We start from the raw sequence: 16,714 nt of genomic DNA, 5'->3' as shown, positions 1-16,714 counted from the left end.
GCTTGTCGCCCACCATCGGGAAGTCGCGTTCTGGCAGGATGACGGCAATCTGAGCCGCGCGTCCGAGCGCGCCCGTGTCAACTTCCTCGTCGCGCGTCAGGCGTTCGACGGCTATCGCAACCGGCTGCGTACCTTCGACGGCGGCGAGGTGCTTCCCCGCATGACTGCGATGCCGCTTCCGGGCCACACCGCCGGGCACACCGGCTATTGGCTCGATTCAGGTGACAAAAGCCTGCTGGTCTGGGGAGATATTGTACACTTCCCGCAGATTCAGATACCGCGACCGGATGTATCGATCGCATTCGACCAGGACGCACAGCTTGCTGCGGCAACACGGTCGAGTCTGCTTGATCTCGTCAGTTCCGAGCAGGTGGCGATCGCCGGTATGCATCTGGGCGAATTCGGCTTCGCGCACATCAAGCGAGCAGGAGCGAACTATGGTGTGGTCTATGAGGAATGGGCGTTTTGAACACTGGACGTCTTTTTTTTGCCTACCAGGGGAGAGCATCAAGGCTCTTGATGCGATAAAATGTCATTTTCCAATGCATTAGACGATCACCCTGACCGAAATTAAAAGGAAGGCCGGCGGCTTCAAAAGCCCTCTTCACCGCCGACACTCAACGGCAGCGCTTGTAGAGTATCGGCTTTCCCATCCCGAACCCTTCGGGATTGTAGAACATCTGATCCGTGTCGTTCGCATACTCAAAATTGTCGACGTTCTCCTCCTCCACATAATGGATCGCGCCGTAGCCACGTGGGCTTTCCTTGGGCGCAAAGTACACCGCATCAGGCTTATTTCCCTTGTACTGGAGCGTGCCGGCGGTGATGGTCACCGTCGAACCGCTGCATTTACCGCCTTCGGCCCACACTCCCTGCGCTGCTTTCGGAACTTTTGCGTCCTCGGCGAAAACTGCACTGGAGACGAAGACCAAGCTGAGCAGTCCGGAGATGATGATGATGCGTTGCATGTTTTACTCCCGTGTAAGATTGGCTGGATGAATACGACCTGCTATCAAGTTCAGGTCGGGATTGCCTGTCGTGATCAATATTCGTCGAGTGCCTCGAGCACCAGTTCTGCGGTGAGCCCGCTGCTGTACTGCTGCTGCCCAGTGATCAGACGTCCGTCGCGGATGGCGAACGGCTCATTGGCGCCGCGGCAGAGGAAGCTCGTGCCTTCGATGCCCGCGGCTTCGCTCTGGATGGTGTAGTCGTTCAGTGTCATGCCGAAGGCGGTGTTGACCTCCTCTTCCTCCTCGTCGGTGAAGCCCGTCCATTTCTTGCCGTCGGCCAGCAGCTTGCCGCCGGACAGGCGGGTCCAGAGCAGCAGCGAGGAGCCGTGGCAGATCAGCGTGACGATCTTGCCTTTTTCGTAGAAGGCAGCGATCAGGGCGTGCAGCACGGTATCGTCCTTGAAGGTCAGGAGAGGACCGCCGCCACCCGCGACCCAGACCGCGTCATAATCGTCCAGAGAGATGGCACTGATTGGCATGGTGTTCTTCAGCATCGCGCCGTATTTCGCGTGATGCACGAAGCCGAGGCTGATGAGATCGTCGGCATAGGCTCCGCCGGGCGTGCGCGGATCGCTATGGGTGTCGAATATCACCTCGCCACCCCTGGGGGAAGCGAGATCGACCTCATGCCCCGCTTCAATGAACATCAGAAAGGCGCGCGTCATTTCCTCGGCGAAGAAGCCGACGGGAAAGCCTTTGAGCTCGGCCGTGTTGGAGACAATCGAAAGGATACGGCGCGGCTTGCGCTTCACGCCGATCCGGGTTTCGATTTTCAGGTCGGATGCTGGCATTCGCAGATTACTCCTTGTTGTTGTCGTAGCCTGGAGCGTCCGCACAGGCTCCTTGCGATGATGTAAAATGCGAGGGTCCTATCCCTGAAAGCCGCCGCCCTTGAGGTAGGCGTTCTCCTCCGGGGTCGTGGTCCGGCCGAGCATGTCGTTGCGATGCGGAAAGCGGCCGAAGCGGTGGATAATGTCACGATGGCCTTCGGCATGCTCCAGCCAAGGCTGACCCAATCCAGCGTTGAGGCGGACCGACAGATCCTGATCGGCCATCTCCTCCGAATGCGCGAAGGGCAGGCAGAAGAACAGCCGCAGCTGCGCTTCGACACGTACCATATGCCCGGCTTCCAGCGCCTGCCGGGCAAAGCGGCGGGCGAGCGGATCGGTGGCGAACATATGCGCGTTGCCGCGAAAGGCGTTGCGTGGAAACTGATCGGTCAGGATCAACAGCGCCAGTGCTCCATGCGGCGTCTCCATCCAGTTATCGTGCCGGCGCGCAGCGACGGCCATGTGCAGAGCGAGGAAGCGGTCGCGGAAATTCCTGTCGAACGCCGCGTCCTTTTCGAACCATTGCCCGGAGGACATCCGCCAGAACGCCACGACATACTCGGCCGTGCCTTGCCGATCGGCATCAGGCCGCCAGCCATCGAACGCTCGCATCGCCCCGGTTCTCAATGTGCCGCCTGCGGCCTGGCTGTCTTGCGGCGCTTGCGCACCAGCCGCCCCTCCCAGAAACCCGTCGCCAGCATGACAATCGTCGTCAGCCAACCCATGGCCAGCAGATCGACGAACGGCGCGACGGGAATGAGCGCCCAAAGGGCTGCGACACCCGCCATGTGCGAAACCGGTAGCACGCCGTAAACGACTTTCTTGTAGACGGCGCTGCCGAGCAGATAGATCGCGGGGCCGCCCGACAGCATCAGCGCATAGGCAACTTTGAGCCCGTCGTGGGGATGGGCAAGCACCAGATCGTTGCCGACCGCGGTCGCAATAATCCCCGCGACGAGGATGGCGTGGACGTAGTGGAAATACGCACCGATGCGACCGGGATCGTCGGAATGCGTGATGGCGTCGGTCGCATCCTTGCTCGATGTGCCAAAGTAGAGCCACCACATCGCCAGCGTGCTGAGGAACGTTGCGAGCAACCCCGAAAGGATCGGTACGTCCCAGCTTTCTGCGCGTGCCATCGTGGCGCCGGTCGCCAGGAGCGTCTCGCCGAGTGCCACGATGCAGAACAGCTGGCAGCGTTCCGCGAGATGTGCGCCTTCGATCGTCCAGTCGCTCGTCTTCGAGCGTCCAAGGCCAGGCAGGGCAAAGCCGAACATTGGCGAGACATATTCGCAAAGCACGGCGATGGCCCAGAGCGCCATGCGCGCTTCATGTTCGACGAAGGCGCCGGCGATCCAGAAGATGGCGGCGATCGACACCCAGCCCAGCATGCGCCGATAGTTGGCCGCGAGTGGATGATCCGGGCCAAGCTCCCGGACGATATAGGCCGTGCGCCCGACCTGAATGGCGACATAGGCAAGTGCGAAGATCCAGCCTCGTTCGCCGAAGGCACCGGGGATCGCCGAGGCCATGAGAAGGCCAGCCAGCATGATGGCGAAGATCAGCCCTCTAATGCGGGGCGTCTCCGGGTCGAACCAGTTGGTGACCCAGCACGTATATTGCCAGCCGAGCCAGACCGCGAACCAGAGGATCAGCGTCTCGATGACGCCGGTGAGGTTCAGATTGGTCAGCAATTCGTGGCTGAGCTGCGTCACCGCGAAGACGTAGACGAGGTCGAAGAACAGCTCCTCAAAAGTGACGCGCGCATGATGACCGTCGCGGCGCCTCAGAAGCGGATGACTATGGGGAGCATTGCTGTTGCCGGACGTGTTGGTCATGCGTCTATCCATCCTCAGGAGCGTGAAATCTGCCAGATCACCAGAACCGCTGGGATCGCGGGTATGGCGAAGACGGCAAGGAGGATCGGCAACTCGTCGCGCACCGAGTAGCCAGCATAGCTGACACCAACCCAGAGATTGGCGATCGATACAACAAGCCAGACGGGAATGAAGAGTTTCGCCGCCATGGCAAGACCGGTGGCATCACCACCCCAGAGCTTTCCAAACAGCAGGAAAACGCCAAGCTGAACGACGCCTCCCGCGATAACCATCAGCATGTGCATTTCGTTTCCCCTATCCTTTGGTCGTCATCATCACGCAGGTGCATTCGCCGCCATTGTCTCCGGTGGACGCAATGGCATCGCCGCCGCTGCAGCATCGGCCGCTGTCCCTGTGCCAGAGCGGACGGTGACAGCATTGGAAGCAAGCGAGAGCCCTGCGACCTTGAAGGCTGAAAGCAAGCGCTTCATGCCCTCGCGCTTCAGGATACTCGGGTTGCCGGGCCGGGACGTGAATTTGAACCGAACGACCATCGATGTTTCCGTGACAGTCTGGATTCCCTGCATTTTCAGGGGCACCAGGAACTCGCTCCCGAATTCCGGATCTTCCAGCATGGCCAGCCCGACCTTCTTGGCAGTCTTGCGGATCAGTTCCGCATCGGCGTCCCGCTCGAAACGCAGCTCGAATTTGATCGTGCCCCAGTCACGGCTGTAATTGGTCACCGAACCGATCTGACCGAACGGGATCGTATGGACAGGACCGTTGTGATGGCGCAGTCGAATGGAGCGGAGCGAAATGTGCTCCACGGTACCCATGAGGCCACCGGTGTCGATGTACTCGCCAATTCGAAACGCATCGTCGGCAATGAAGAAGATACCGGACACCACATCCTTGACCAGGGTCTGCGAGCCGAAGGACAGCGCCAGCCCGAGAACACCGAAACCGGCAAGCAGCGGCGCGACGTTGATGCCGGTGGACGACAGCACCAGAAGTGCAGCTATCGCGAGGACCGCACCCAGCGTCAGATTGCGAATGACGGGCATGACCGTTGACATGCGGCTGGCCGGTTGCTTGTGCGCTTCGTCTTCCTCCTGTCCGGGAAGGGCAATGGCAGCAGTCGGTGCGATCGTATCGAAATACCGCCACAGGCCACTGCACAGCGTCCAGCTTACAACGACTGCGAGGCCGAGGCGTTCAAGCCAGACGAACCAACCGGTCACAACCGCCGTTTCGCCGGACATGAGCGGCTGCCAGAGAGCGACGATCAGATGCAAGCCGATGAGCCAGACAGCGCCTGAAACAGCGGTGCGAAGTCCCCACAGGAGGGTGGAATGTAGTCCGGCCTCACGGTTACGGGCAAAATGTCCGAGAAGCGACCATGAACCCAGTGCGATGACCGGAACTGCAATCAGAACGATCTGCGTTGTTCCCGCCGCAAAGCTCCACGCCGCGCTGTTGGGCGTTCCGGCAACCAGAAAACCCGCGAGCCAGATCAGCAGCGCCGAAATCGCGTAGAAGTCCGGCAGGATATATCCTGTTGCCCGCCGGACAGTACCCGCATTGGTTCCCATAAACGCGTTTTGGATGTCGCGCCGTCCGGCGATAAACCACCAGAGTTTCAGCACGGTCAGAACGGTCGTCCCGATCAGGAACCAGCCTTCGATAGCACCCTTGTCCAGGGCGCGTGCATCGGCAAGCCTGACAGTTTCGCCAACGAAAGAGCCGATGGCCCCATAGGCAATCAGCATCGCAAGATGCCAAAGCGGACGTGCAATTCCAATAAGCGGCGCGCCATCCGGAAGTGGTGCAAGAAAAATTCTTCCAAACGCGGCGTACAGCGCTGTCACGGTGGCGATCGTCACCAGACCCGCCGCGATCTGAAAGGACAATGTTTCCCCTTCCAGCAAAAGACGGAGACCAACATTGGCAACTGAGACCAGGATCCCCACGGACACCAGATCCAATGCAAAACGGCTGATGGTGACCTTCATTCGGCCGGGAAGCGCCAACCGGTCATCGCGCGGATGGAATTTGCCCGGAAAGATGCGCCGGAACGAAAAGGCACCGAGTGCGCCTGCCGCTATGGCGAGAATAGCAATCCCCACGACGGTAAAGCCATTTCGTCCTTCGCCAGCGAGCGCCTTTTCCGTATCTGAAAAAACGCCTGCGATCCCTGACAACCCATTGAGAGCCAGCGTCGCTCCCCGGACGAAAGCGCGCGAAACCCCAGCCAGAGGCCCCGCCTCCGGTTCCATATCGGCCGTCGAAACCGGGACGGCAGCCTCGGAAGCTTGAGCTTTCTTTGCATCTTGCCATTCGACAGCAACGGGTCGCCCGGTTTGCGCGGCAGCGCCGAGTAACCGGCCGATCTCCGCATCGCTCTGACCCTGCTGCAAAATAACCGTGATCGGCCGTTCCTGCGCGGACGCGCCCGTCACAGCAAACAGGAGCGCGATTATCCCGGCGCAGGCTACAAATACAGCCTTCCAGCGCGGATTTCGCCGTTGCGGGCGAAACATCCGTTGCCATTCACCGGATAAATACCCGCCCGGTGCAACAGGGCGTAGGCTTTCCTCCCTCATGAAAACACACTCAGCTTTTTGACGATGTTCTTGCCGGCATAAGGCGGGAAGACATCGAGCTCGAGATCGGGATTGCCGATCAGCATCGCCTTGGTGTTGCTGAGCGCGTCGAAGCCCGCCTTGCCGTAATATTTGCCCATGCCGCTATTGCCGACACCGCCGAACGGCAGGCTGTCGATCCAGCAATGCAGATTGGTCTGGTTGATGCAGCCACCGCCGAAGGACAGCGATCCGAGCACATAGTCGATGACCGCCTGATCCTTGCTGAAGATGTAGGCGGCGAGCGGTTTCGGCTTGCGCTTCATGATCGCGACGATCTGTTTCAGGTCGCTGTAGGGCATGACCGGCAGCACCGGGCCGAACACCTCCTGCTGCAGCGCCGGATCGTCCCAGGTCGAGGGATAGAGGAGCGTCGGCTCGACATAGCGCGCCTTGACGTCGAAGCGCCCGCCGTGGACGACCTTGTCAGGCAGGATGTAAGAGGCGACGCGCTCGGCATCGTGCTCGCTGATCATCCGCGCGAAGTCCGGACTCTGGCTCGGATCCTCGCCATACATCCTGACGATCGAGGCCTTGAGCTTGGCAATGAAGGCGTCAGCGACGCTCTCATGGACATAGACGTAGCCCGGCGCGATGCACCATTGGCCGGAGATCGCGTTGTGGCCCCAAGCGATGCGGTCAGCAGCGATGTCGAGATTGGCGGTTGCGTCGACGATAGTCGGGTTCTGCCCGCCGAGTTCGAGGATGACCGGCGTCAGGTTTTCCGCCGCCGCGCGCATCACCACCTTGCCGACCGCCGAGGAGCCGGTGAAGAAGATGAAGTCGAAAGGCAGTTGCAGCAGTTCGCCGATCTCCTCGCGTCCGCCGGTGACGACCGCGACGTTCTCAGGCTCGAAATACTGCGGGACCAGCGTGGCAAACAGCGCTGCTGTCGCCGGTGTCGTATTGGCGGGCTTGAGGATCACCGGGTTGCCGGCGGCGAGCGCTGCAATCGCCGGATCGAGCAGGAGCAGGATCGGCGCGTTGAACGGGCCGATCACCAGCGTCACGCCATAAGGCTCCGTGTAGATCACGCCGCGATTGCCGGTCGCTTCCAAACCCGCCGGGATGGGGATCGACTGCGGCGCCATCAGGTCGCGCAGGTTCTCGCGATAATATTTGATCACCCCGCTCGGCACGGTGATCTCGAAGAGCTGCTCGAAGGGCGGTTTGCCGAAATCCTGATAGAGCGCGGCGCACCAGGCATCCTTGTTGTCGGTGAGCATGCGCTCCATGCGGTCGAGCTGGTCGATCCGCCAGTCATGACTCTTGGTCGCGTCGCTCAGGAAATTCTCACGCTGGACATCGAACAGGGACTGGAATCGGTTGGTCATGGCAAGGCTCCCGGAGCGGCGAGGAACACTGAGAAGGGAAAGCGGCCGGGGACACTCCCCGGCCGCCCTTCACGTCACTTCGTCGTGTAGCCGCCGTTGACGAGGATGGTCTGGCCGGTCATCCACCAGCCGTCCGAGACGAGGAAGCGGATGAAGGGGACGATGTCCTCGATGTCGGTTAGCCCGGTCTTGGAGAAGTTCGACAGCGCCGCCGCGGTTCTGTGATAGGCGACCGCATCGGTGCCCTCGGCCGGGTAGAAGAACGGCGTATCCATGGGACCGGGGCCGATCGCAGTCACCGAGATACCGCGCTCGCCGAACTCCTTCGACGCCGCCCGCGTAAAATGCTCGACGGGAGCCTTAGTGCCGGCATAGGCCGCGTAGAATGGGGTAAAGGCACCCAGCAGCGACGTCACGACGTTACAGACCTTGCCGTTGTCGTTGAGGTGCTTGCCGGCCTCCTTGATGAAGAAGAAAGCTGATTTCGAGTTGACGGCTGACATCTCGTCATATTCGGCTTCCGAGATCTCGACTATCGGCTTCTTCAGCACCTTGCCGACCGTGTTGATGGCGATGTCGATGCCGCCCATCGCCGCCTTGGCGTCTGTGAACAGTTTTTCGTTCGCGCCGGCTGTGGTGAGGTCGGCCTGGAAGGCAAAGGCTTCCGCGCCGGCGGCCTTGATCGCAGCCACCGTTTCGTCGGCAGCCGGTTTTGTGGCGCTGGTGTTATAGTGAACAGCGACCGCCTTTGCACCCTGCGCGGCGAGATCGCGCGCGATCAGCCCGCCGAGGTTCTTTGCGCCACCGGCGATGAGAACGGTTTTTCCCTTGATGCTGTGATCGGTCATTTGTGTTGCTTCCTTCGGGCTTGCCTTGCGGTCACCTGCGCGACCGCTTCCTGAAATGCACAATATCGTCTATAGATTCGTCATAAAGTCATTCATTCTGACATCACCTGTCAGAGATTCCGACCAATCAAACAGACAAAAGCCCTTGGACCGTATCGATCTCTTCCGCGTATTTGCTCGCGTTGTCGAATGCGCTAGCTTCACCCGCGCCGCCGAAACGCTTGGGCTGCCACGTTCGTCCGTCTCGGCCGCTGTGATCGAACTCGAAGCGCGCGTTGGCGCCCGCCTGCTTCACCGCACCACCCGAAAGGTCTCTCCCACGCAAGACGGCGCCGCCTTTTATGAACGCTGCCTGCGGTTGATTGCCGATGTCGATGAGACGGAGGGGCTGTTCCGGCAGACGTCTGTCGGTCCAACGGGCAAACTGCGGATCGACGTGCCGGGCCGGATCGGTCGGCTGATCATCGCGCCTGCCTTGCCGGAGTTCCTGGATCGTTATCCCCAACTCGACATCGAACTTCGCGTCACCGACCGGGCCGTCAACCTCGTGGAGGACAGCATCGACTGCGTGCTGCGTGTCGGACCACTTGGCGACTCCGGCCTGATCGCCCGCAAGATCGGTGACCTGCCGCTGATCAATGTCGCCAGTCCCGGCTACCTCGCTCAATACGGCACGCCGAGCGCGCCGGACGATCTCGGGGAACACCTCGCCGTCAACTATGCGTCACCATCGACCGGCCGAGTCGAAGACTGGGAATGGATCGAGGATGGCGAGATGCGAACGCGGCCGATGCGCAGCCGAGTCACCGTCAACAGCGCCGAAGCCTATATTGCCTGCTGCCTCGCCGGCCTCGGGCTTATCCAGATCCCGGCTTACGACGTCAGGGGCCATATTGAGGCTAATGAGCTCGTCGAGGTAATGCCGCTACATCGGGCAGAGCCCATGCCGATGACGCTGCTCTATCCGAACCGTCAGCATCTTTCCCGGAGGCTTCAGGTTTTTGCCGATTGGCTTGAGCTGCTCTTGAAGCGGGAGCTCCTGTAATCAACGCAGGGTAGGAGCTGGTAGGAGCCGAACGGGCAGCACGGCAGGTGAGGTTCTCTCTTTGTGGAACGGGTGCAGCTTCGAGGTATACGAATTCGTCGCCACGGACTGGCTCGACTGGTTTAATCTTCGACGACTCATGAAGGCCGGCGGGGAACCGTTCCGGCAGCCGAAGCCGCGAGGACCTTGTGCCTGCTGGACGAACCAGACATGGCTGCGTAACTTAGACCGAGCTGTCTCCGGCAAAACGGCAGCTCATCAGGCATGCTCGATCGAAAAAAGGACAGAAATGGAAGCTCTGCCGACTCATGCTGAATATTTTGGGCATGTGCGCACGATTATTGGCATGGTACTCGGCCTGAGTCTTGCCAGGCTGGTCAACGGTATGACACGCTTCGTCCAGCACCCGGGGACTGTCAAGGTCTATCCCGTGCATCTTGGCTGGGTCATATTCCTCTTCATTACGATCGTGCATTTTTGGTGGTACGAGTTTCACCTGTCCCTGGTCTCCGTCTGGACCTTTCCGCTGTACGCCTTCTTGATTTTCTACACGATGGTGTTTGCAGCGCTCACTGCCCTGTTGTTTCCTGATCAGATGACTGACTACAACGGGTTCCAGGACTATTTCGAACAGCGGAAGCGCTGGTTCTTTGGGCTCATCGCTTTCGCCTCCCTACTCGATGTCGGGGATACACTGATCAAGGGAACCGACTACTTGCGATCGCTCGGCGTTGAATATCCGATCCACCAGGCGGCGTTCGTCCTTTTGTCCATCGCCGCAATGTTCATCACCTCCAGGCGGGTGCAGTTGGCTTTGGTACTTGCTGCAATTGTCTATCAAGTCAGCTGGATAGTCAGGCTTTACGATATTCTCTGAAAAATGAAGGCCACCGTCGGTCGCGCCGCTTCAAGTTTTCACTTGAAGGACTGAACGACTTGAAAGGTTCGAACCACCGGCGCGTTCACTGGAGATTGATGCTGTTCTATGGTGAAGGAGATTGCATGCAATAATTCAGCCAAAGCTTAGAAGCATATCGCTACAACACGTGATGGGATGGTCCGTTTTGAGGTCAGATTGCGCCTCAAAAACGGACCGAATGCATCAAAGGCCGCCCAGGCTCAGATACTTGATGTTGAGATAGTCCTTGATCCCATGGGATGAACCCTCACGGCCGATACCGCTGTCTTTTACCCCACCGAACGGGGCTTCCGGTGTCGTGATCACTCCGGCGTTGATACCGATCATGCCGCTCTCGATTGCGCGGGCAACGCGGAAAGTACGTGCCAGGTCACGCGTGAAGAAGTAGGCGGCGAGGCCAAACTCGGTAGCGTTAGCCGCGTCTATGCCCTCCTGTTCATCACTGAACCGGAATAGCGCTGCGACAGGGCCAAATGTCTCCTCATGGGCAACCAGCATGTCGGAGGTGGGCGATCTCCGCCTGGCCGGCATCATGGTCTTCGACGGCTCGTAAATCGCCGAACAGCGATGATAGCCTCGAAAACGTGACTGCATTGCACCTCTCACGATCACGGGTTCCTCAGGCTTAAGCCGAGATTCCGGAGGGGTATGACCTCCGGCTTGACCGAGAAAGAGCTCTTGCGCCTTGAAGGGATAAAAACCAACAACCCGCCTCTCGACAACTAAAGTCACTGAAAATTCCTACTTTTCACCTTCAACGTATCGATATGAAGATCCCGTACGAACAGATCGCGCGGGGTCACGACCGGCGTCGGCCGGTCCCGCGGATCCGGCCCGCCACCATGGGCAAACTCATCCCCCCTGCCCGCCGGCAGTTTGAATTCCGCGTCCCGATCGGCCAAGCCTGAAAGGTCAGCAGTGAGATCGAACAGTTGCCTCGCAATGAGATGAACGACCTCGCCTTCCCGCTGAATCTTGCCCTGAATTGCCATCATCGAAGATCCAAGCACAATCCTTCGGCTTTTCTCGAACAATTTCGGCCAGACGACGAGGTTGGCCGGCCCGGTCTCATCCTCGATGGTGATGAACATCACCCCCTTGGCCGATCCTGGCTTTTGGCGGACCAGAACCAGCCCGGCCGTATAGACCCATCGCCCGTCGCGTGCGTTCATCGCCTCAGCGCAGGTGATGATGTTGCGCGCAGCCAGATCCTTTCGGAGGAAGGCAATCGGATGCTGCCGGAGCGTCAGCCCCGTATGGCTATAATCCTCGATGACGTTATGCCCGTCGGTCATCTTGCCGCAGTGCCACCTCCGGCTCCTGCTGCTCGGCGATTGTCGCTGCCTCACGCTCGGCAGCAGCCGCAAACAAAGGTAAAGGTTCGTCGCGCAACTTCCCGCCGCTCGAGCTTCAGGGACGGCCGATAGGCATCGGCCTTGGCGAGCTGGACAAGTGCTTCGGTCGGCACCCCGGAGCGGCGCCACATATCATCAACGGACACGAAGTCGCTGTTCATGCGCGCCGCAACGATCCGCGCCGCATCGGCGATCGCCATTCCCTTCACCCGCCGAAAACCGAGGCGAACGGCATGCCGCTCGGTGTTGCCGATGCGCTCCAGCGTACAGTCCCAGCGGGATCGATTGATGCAGACCGGCCGGACTTCGACGCCATGGGCGCGGGCATCGCCGACAATCTGCGCCGGCGCGTAGAACCCCATCGGCTGCGAGTTGATCAGCGCAGCGCAGAACGCTTCAGGGTAATGGCATTTGATGAAGTTCGATGCATAGGCGATCAGCGCGAAGGATGCCGCATGGCTTTCCGGAAAGCCGTAGGATCCGAAACCCTCCAGCTGCGAAAACGTCTTCTCGGCAAATTCCGGCGTGTAGCCGTTCTTGACCATGCCGGAGACCAGCTTGTCCTTGAACTTGCTGACACCACCGGTGAACTTGAAGGTCGCCATCGATTTGCGCAGCTGGTCGGCTTCGCCGCCGGTAAAGCCGGCGCAGACCATCGCGACCCGCATGGCGCTTTCCTGAAACAATGGCACACCGAGCGTCTTGCCGAGCACCGCCTCCAGTTCGGGCGTCGGATAAACGACATCCTCCTTGCCCTCGCGCCGGCGCAGATAGGGATGCACCATGTCCCCCTGGATCGGTCCCGGCCGGACAATGGCAACCTGGACGACGAGATCATAAAACGTCCGCGGTTTCAGCCGCGGCAACATCGCCATCTGGGCGCGGCTTTCGATCTGGAAGGTGCCGAGCGTGTCGGCTCTGCGAATCATGGCATAGGTCGCCTGATCCTCCTGCTCGATCTTTGAAAGGTCGAGATCGCGGGCCTTGTGCTCGCGGATGAGATCGAACGCCTTGGCCATGCAGGTCAGCATGCCGAGCGCCAGGATATCGACCTTCATGAACTTCAATGCCTCGACGTCATCCTTGTCCCACTCGATGATCTGCCGGTCTTTCATCTTCGCCGGCTCGATCGGCACCAGGTCGTCGAGGCGGTCGTGCGTCAACACAAAGCCCCCCGGATGCTGGCCAAGATGACGCGGGGCGCCCATCAACTGCTGGGCAAGCTTCAGCGTCAGCACGAGACGGCGATCGTCGGGATTGAGATTGAGCTCGCGAATGTTGCGATCCGGCACTTCCTCGGACCAGGACCACATGCCCGATGACAGCGCCTTGATGACATCCTCCGGCAGCCCTAGTGCCTTGCCGACATCACGGATGGCGCCTTTGGCGCGATAGCGGGTGACGGTGGCGCAAAGCGCCGCCTTCTCTCGACCGTAGGTACGATAGATCCACTGGATGACCTCTTCGCGCCGCTCGTGTTCGAAATCTACATCGATGTCCGGCGGCTCATCGCGCTCCTGGCTGACAAACCGTTCGAACAGAAGATCGTTGGTCGAGGGATCGATGGAGGTAACGCCAAGAATGTAGCAGACAGCGCTGTTGGCAGCTGACCCCCGCCCCTGGCACAAGATCCCTTGAGACCGCGCATACCGCACGATCGAAAATACCGTCAGGAAGTAAGGCGCGTATTTCATCGTGCGGATGAGGTCGAGCTCATGGCGGACGGTTTTGAGCACGTCCGGCGGCAAGCCTTCGGGATAGCGAGACGGCACGCATTCCCAGACATAGTGTTCCAAAGACGCCTGGGCATCCTTGCCCGGGACGATCGCCTCCTCCGGATACTGATAGGTCAGCTCTTCAAGAGAAAATTTGCACCGGTGGACGATCTCCATGGTTCGCGCCAGAGCTTCCGGATAGCGCGGAAACAGGCGCTCCATCTCTTCTGGCGGCTTCAGGTACCGGTCCGCATGACGCTCGCGCTCGAAACCGACATCGTCGATGGTCTTGCGGGTCCGAATGCAAGTGACGATGTCCTGCAACTGCCGTTTGCCTGGCTCATGAAACAGCACGTCATTGGTGACGACCGTCCTCACCTTGAACCGCGTCGCCAGATTGGAAATCTCATAGAGACGCAACTGGTCATTTGGCCGCCGGCGCAGGCACAAAGACACATAGGCGCGGTCGGCAAAGACTTCGGCCATTTTCCTTAAGCGCACGGCACAGACATCGTCGCCAAGGTCTGGCACGAGGATGCCGATCATCCCTTCGGAATAGGTGACGACGTCATCCCAGTGCAGGATGCAGTTGTTCTTGCCGCCGCGCGACTTGCCGAGCGTGATCAGCCGGGTGAGCCGCGAATAGGCGGCCCGGTCGGTTGGATAGACGAGGATGGACATGCCGTCGGCGAGATCGAGACGACAGCCGACGACCAGACGCAGTCCCGTGCCACGGGACGCCTCCAGCGCACGGATGATGCCGGCCAGCGAATTTCAATCGACGACGCCGACGGCATCGATGCCGAGCGCTGCGGCGGTCTCGAATAGGTCTTGCGCCGAGCTTGCCCCGCGCAAGAAGGAAAAATGCGTCGTGACCTGCAGCTCGGCATATCTCATGCGAAAATCCCGTGGCAGAACCAGCGGTGACTGCCGGTTTCGGGATCGACGCCATCGCCCGACCGGAACACCCACAGCCGTTCGCCGCTCTCGTCCTCGATAACGAAGTAATCGCGCACCGCCTCCATTTCGCTGTCGCGCTGCCACCATTCACCAAAAATACGTTCTGGCCCGTCGGCACGCTTGACCTTGCGGCGCTTGCCACGCCAGGTGATCGAGGCGGGTGGATAGTCGGGCATCAGCGCGATCGCCGTGATCAGTTCCGGCCGCGGCAACAACCGCACGGGCCGACGCCAGTGGCCGACCCATGCGATCTCGACTGGATCGGCGGCGGGACTGATGCGCTGGACGGAACGCTCGGGGACGTCGGAGGCCAGAGGGGCAAGGCGATAGACCTTGTGGCCGCGATTTCCATAGATGTCGATCAACGGCGAAACGTCGGTAACCTCCTCCTCCACCAGCGAGGATGAGCGCTGTACATCTTCCAGCGGCTCGGCGATGACGGCGACCAGGGTCAGTTTCTCGATGCCAAAGCCCGGCTCGATCTTCTCCGTGCGATCCCGAAACAGCTTGGTCAGCCAGGCGACATCGCGGGCCGGCTTGACTGTGCCGGCGCGGATGGCCTGCCTTGTGCCATCGACCTTATCGATGATCAGGTCGGCGCGGCGCACGCCGAGACCTTGTTTCTGAAGTTCCTCTATCAGTTGGACGATCAGCCGCCCGACATATTTGTTGATGGTCTCAGCAGCCCCGATCGGCTCGGCGAAAGAACGGGCAACCTCGATCAACTCGGCGGTTCGGATAGGTTCGATTGGCTCGGACGCACGTCCAAACATCTGGTCTAGCCGGCGACCGATCTCGGGACCGAAGCGAAGATTCAAAGGCGCGCGTGGTGTGTTGGCCAGCTCGCCGATGGTCTGGAAACCGAGGGTCCGCAGATCACCAATGATCTTGGGGGGCAGACGTAGCAGCGAGATCGGCAGTTTCTCCACAGCACGCACAGTCTCGCCAATCGGCACGATGACGGTGTCGCGGCTGACGGCGCGGGCGCAGGCATGCGCCGCACCCCATGTGTCGGCGACGGCGACCGGGCCGTCAGCTTTCTTGCCAGGAACTGGTTGGCGATCTTGGTCACCATCGGCAGTTCACCACCCTGCAGGTGGTCGGCGCCTTCGGTATCCAGGACAATCCCGTCCACACCATCGACGGCAACGATCGGGGAATAGAGCGTCAGCGCCCATAGGGTGATCCGCTCCAGCGCCGCGGCGTCCGTCTTGAGGTCTGCGTCCACCAGCATCAAGCCGCGAAACAGCGCCTGCGCCTTCGCAGCCGGCATGCCGACGCGCACGCCTGCTTTCCTTGCCGCCGCATCGGCGGCCGACACCCAGCGTTTCGAGCCGCCTTTGGCGATCACGGCGATCGCCTGTTCAGGCGGAATGGACGGATCGTCCCGGCGAATGCGATCGGTCGGCAGATCCGGTAGATAAATCGAGACGACCCTTGTCATCGCATGCCCTCACGAGAAACTCAGCACACTCACCCGCTTTGACGCGCATCAACTCCACAAACCATCTTGGTCGCCCCACCCCCGGAACCGGCAAGCCCTCCGACGGCATGACGCTGACCCGCCACCGCGTGGTGGAGGCCGTCGGTTGCCCGAAATCATTGGCTTCCGTCTGCCGCCGCCAGCGGCGCACAGCCAGCGCCATCGTCCCGGTACGCTCGGCCGCCAGCTGCAGCCGGCGCGAGCCGACCATTGGCAGGCGGACAAGCTCGCCGACAACGGCGCCTAACCCTCCGAAAGACAACCCCTCCTCCATGTTGGCGAGCACATCCTCGTCCTTGTCGGACTCGACGAAGATCACTCGATCGGAATGGAGACCGACCTGCGCCAATGCCGGGAAAAACAGATCCGGCCGCGTCAGACACCAGACGATCGGTCCCTTGGTTCTGGCTGCTATGCCGGCTGCAAAGAGGGCCGCGGCTGCGCCATCGACCGTGCCTGATCCACCCCCGGCAAACTCGTGCAGGGCGCCGTGGGCAAGCCCACCGCCCGGCAGGGGCCGCATCCATTTCAGGCACGCCGAATGCCAGACAGCCGGCCTTCTTCACCGTGCTGGTTTCGAGCGATGCGATCCGCTCGCGCAGATCGGAGATCACATCTAAAACGCTCTCTGACCCCCTTGGGGCGCGGGCAGCAGTCATCGTTCACGGCTCCCTTCAGAAACGTGTTTCAGGCCGACATCATGTCGTGCAAAATGCGGATGTTCCGTTTCTGTTCCGATGCCTGCGAAGAGTCAAG

General features: G+C 60.5%; 11 protein-coding genes and 4 pseudogenes. 3 read left to right on the top strand and 12 right to left on the bottom strand.

Annotated elements, in window-relative coordinates:
• On the top strand, positions 1-469 hold a 469-nt coding region (locus JZX87_RS26305), incomplete at its 5' end, for an MBL fold metallo-hydrolase (protein ID WP_206828847.1).
• A gap of 148 nt (positions 470-617) precedes the next feature.
• Here the strand turns inward: JZX87_RS26305 and JZX87_RS26300 are convergent.
• The 8 genes from JZX87_RS26300 to JZX87_RS26265 form a co-directional block, all read right to left on the bottom strand.
• Positions 618-968 carry a hypothetical protein gene (locus JZX87_RS26300; RefSeq protein ID WP_206828846.1) on the bottom strand — a complete coding sequence of 117 codons (351 nt, stop codon included), beginning with the start codon at positions 966-968 and terminating at the stop codon, positions 618-620.
• A 74-nt stretch (positions 969-1,042) separates the two neighbouring features.
• On the bottom strand, positions 1,043-1,801 hold the full coding sequence (locus JZX87_RS26295) for a type 1 glutamine amidotransferase domain-containing protein (RefSeq protein ID WP_206828845.1): 759 nt from the start codon (positions 1,799-1,801) through the stop codon (positions 1,043-1,045).
• Positions 1,802-1,879: 78 nt separating this feature from the next.
• Positions 1,880-2,452, bottom strand: a complete 573-nt coding sequence (locus tag JZX87_RS26290; protein WP_206828844.1) for a DUF924 family protein — start codon at positions 2,450-2,452, stop codon at positions 1,880-1,882.
• 11 nt (positions 2,453-2,463) lie between these two features.
• A complete protein-coding gene (locus tag JZX87_RS26285) occupies positions 2,464-3,678 on the bottom strand; it encodes a low temperature requirement protein A (protein WP_206828843.1) in 1,215 nt (404 codons plus the stop codon).
• Positions 3,679-3,692: 14 nt separating this feature from the next.
• The gene (locus JZX87_RS26280; protein WP_286195085.1) at positions 3,693-3,956 is read right to left on the bottom strand and encodes a hypothetical protein; all 264 of its coding nucleotides are present in this window, start codon (positions 3,954-3,956) and stop codon (positions 3,693-3,695) included.
• 36 nt (positions 3,957-3,992) lie between these two features.
• On the bottom strand, positions 3,993-6,197 hold the full coding sequence (locus tag JZX87_RS26275; RefSeq protein WP_206828841.1) for a mechanosensitive ion channel family protein: 2,205 nt from the start codon (positions 6,195-6,197) through the stop codon (positions 3,993-3,995).
• Between the two features lie 59 nt (positions 6,198-6,256).
• Positions 6,257-7,633, bottom strand: a complete 1,377-nt coding sequence (locus JZX87_RS26270; RefSeq protein ID WP_206828840.1) for an aldehyde dehydrogenase family protein — start codon at positions 7,631-7,633, stop codon at positions 6,257-6,259.
• Between the two features lie 74 nt (positions 7,634-7,707).
• Positions 7,708-8,481: an SDR family oxidoreductase gene (locus tag JZX87_RS26265; RefSeq protein WP_206828839.1), complete on the bottom strand. Its 774-nt coding sequence runs from the start codon at positions 8,479-8,481 to the stop codon at positions 7,708-7,710.
• A 145-nt stretch (positions 8,482-8,626) separates the two neighbouring features.
• Between JZX87_RS26265 and JZX87_RS26260 the strand changes: the two genes are divergently transcribed.
• Both JZX87_RS26260 and JZX87_RS26255 read left to right on the top strand, forming a co-directional pair.
• Positions 8,627-9,526, top strand: a complete 900-nt coding sequence (locus tag JZX87_RS26260) for a LysR family transcriptional regulator (protein ID WP_206828838.1) — start codon at positions 8,627-8,629, stop codon at positions 9,524-9,526.
• Between the two features lie 289 nt (positions 9,527-9,815).
• Positions 9,816-10,403 (top strand): hypothetical protein, encoded by a 588-nt coding sequence (locus JZX87_RS26255; RefSeq protein ID WP_206828837.1) that lies wholly within the window; start codon positions 9,816-9,818, stop codon positions 10,401-10,403.
• Between the two features lie 225 nt (positions 10,404-10,628).
• Here the strand turns inward: JZX87_RS26255 and JZX87_RS26250 are convergent.
• From JZX87_RS26250 to JZX87_RS26235, 4 pseudogenes are all read right to left on the bottom strand, one after another.
• A pseudogene (locus tag JZX87_RS26250) lies at positions 10,629-10,952 on the bottom strand (aldehyde dehydrogenase family protein); the annotation flags it as partial.
• Positions 10,953-11,173: 221 nt separating this feature from the next.
• Positions 11,174-14,412, bottom strand: a pseudogene (locus tag JZX87_RS26245) (error-prone DNA polymerase).
• Positions 14,409-15,919, bottom strand: a pseudogene (locus tag JZX87_RS26240) (Y-family DNA polymerase). Before JZX87_RS26240 ends, JZX87_RS26245 begins: the two co-directional pseudogenes overlap by 4 nt.
• Positions 15,840-16,617: pseudogene (locus tag JZX87_RS26235) on the bottom strand (ImuA family protein). Before JZX87_RS26235 ends, JZX87_RS26240 begins: the two co-directional pseudogenes overlap by 80 nt.
• Positions 16,618-16,714: the final 97 nt, after the last annotated feature.

The sequence above is a fragment of the Agrobacterium sp. Ap1 genome (assembly GCF_017313375.1).
Classification (GTDB): domain Bacteria; phylum Pseudomonadota; class Alphaproteobacteria; order Rhizobiales; family Rhizobiaceae; genus Neorhizobium; species Neorhizobium cellulosilyticum.
Note: the sequence above shows the minus strand (reverse complement) of the source record. Positions and strands in the feature narration are given on the sequence as shown.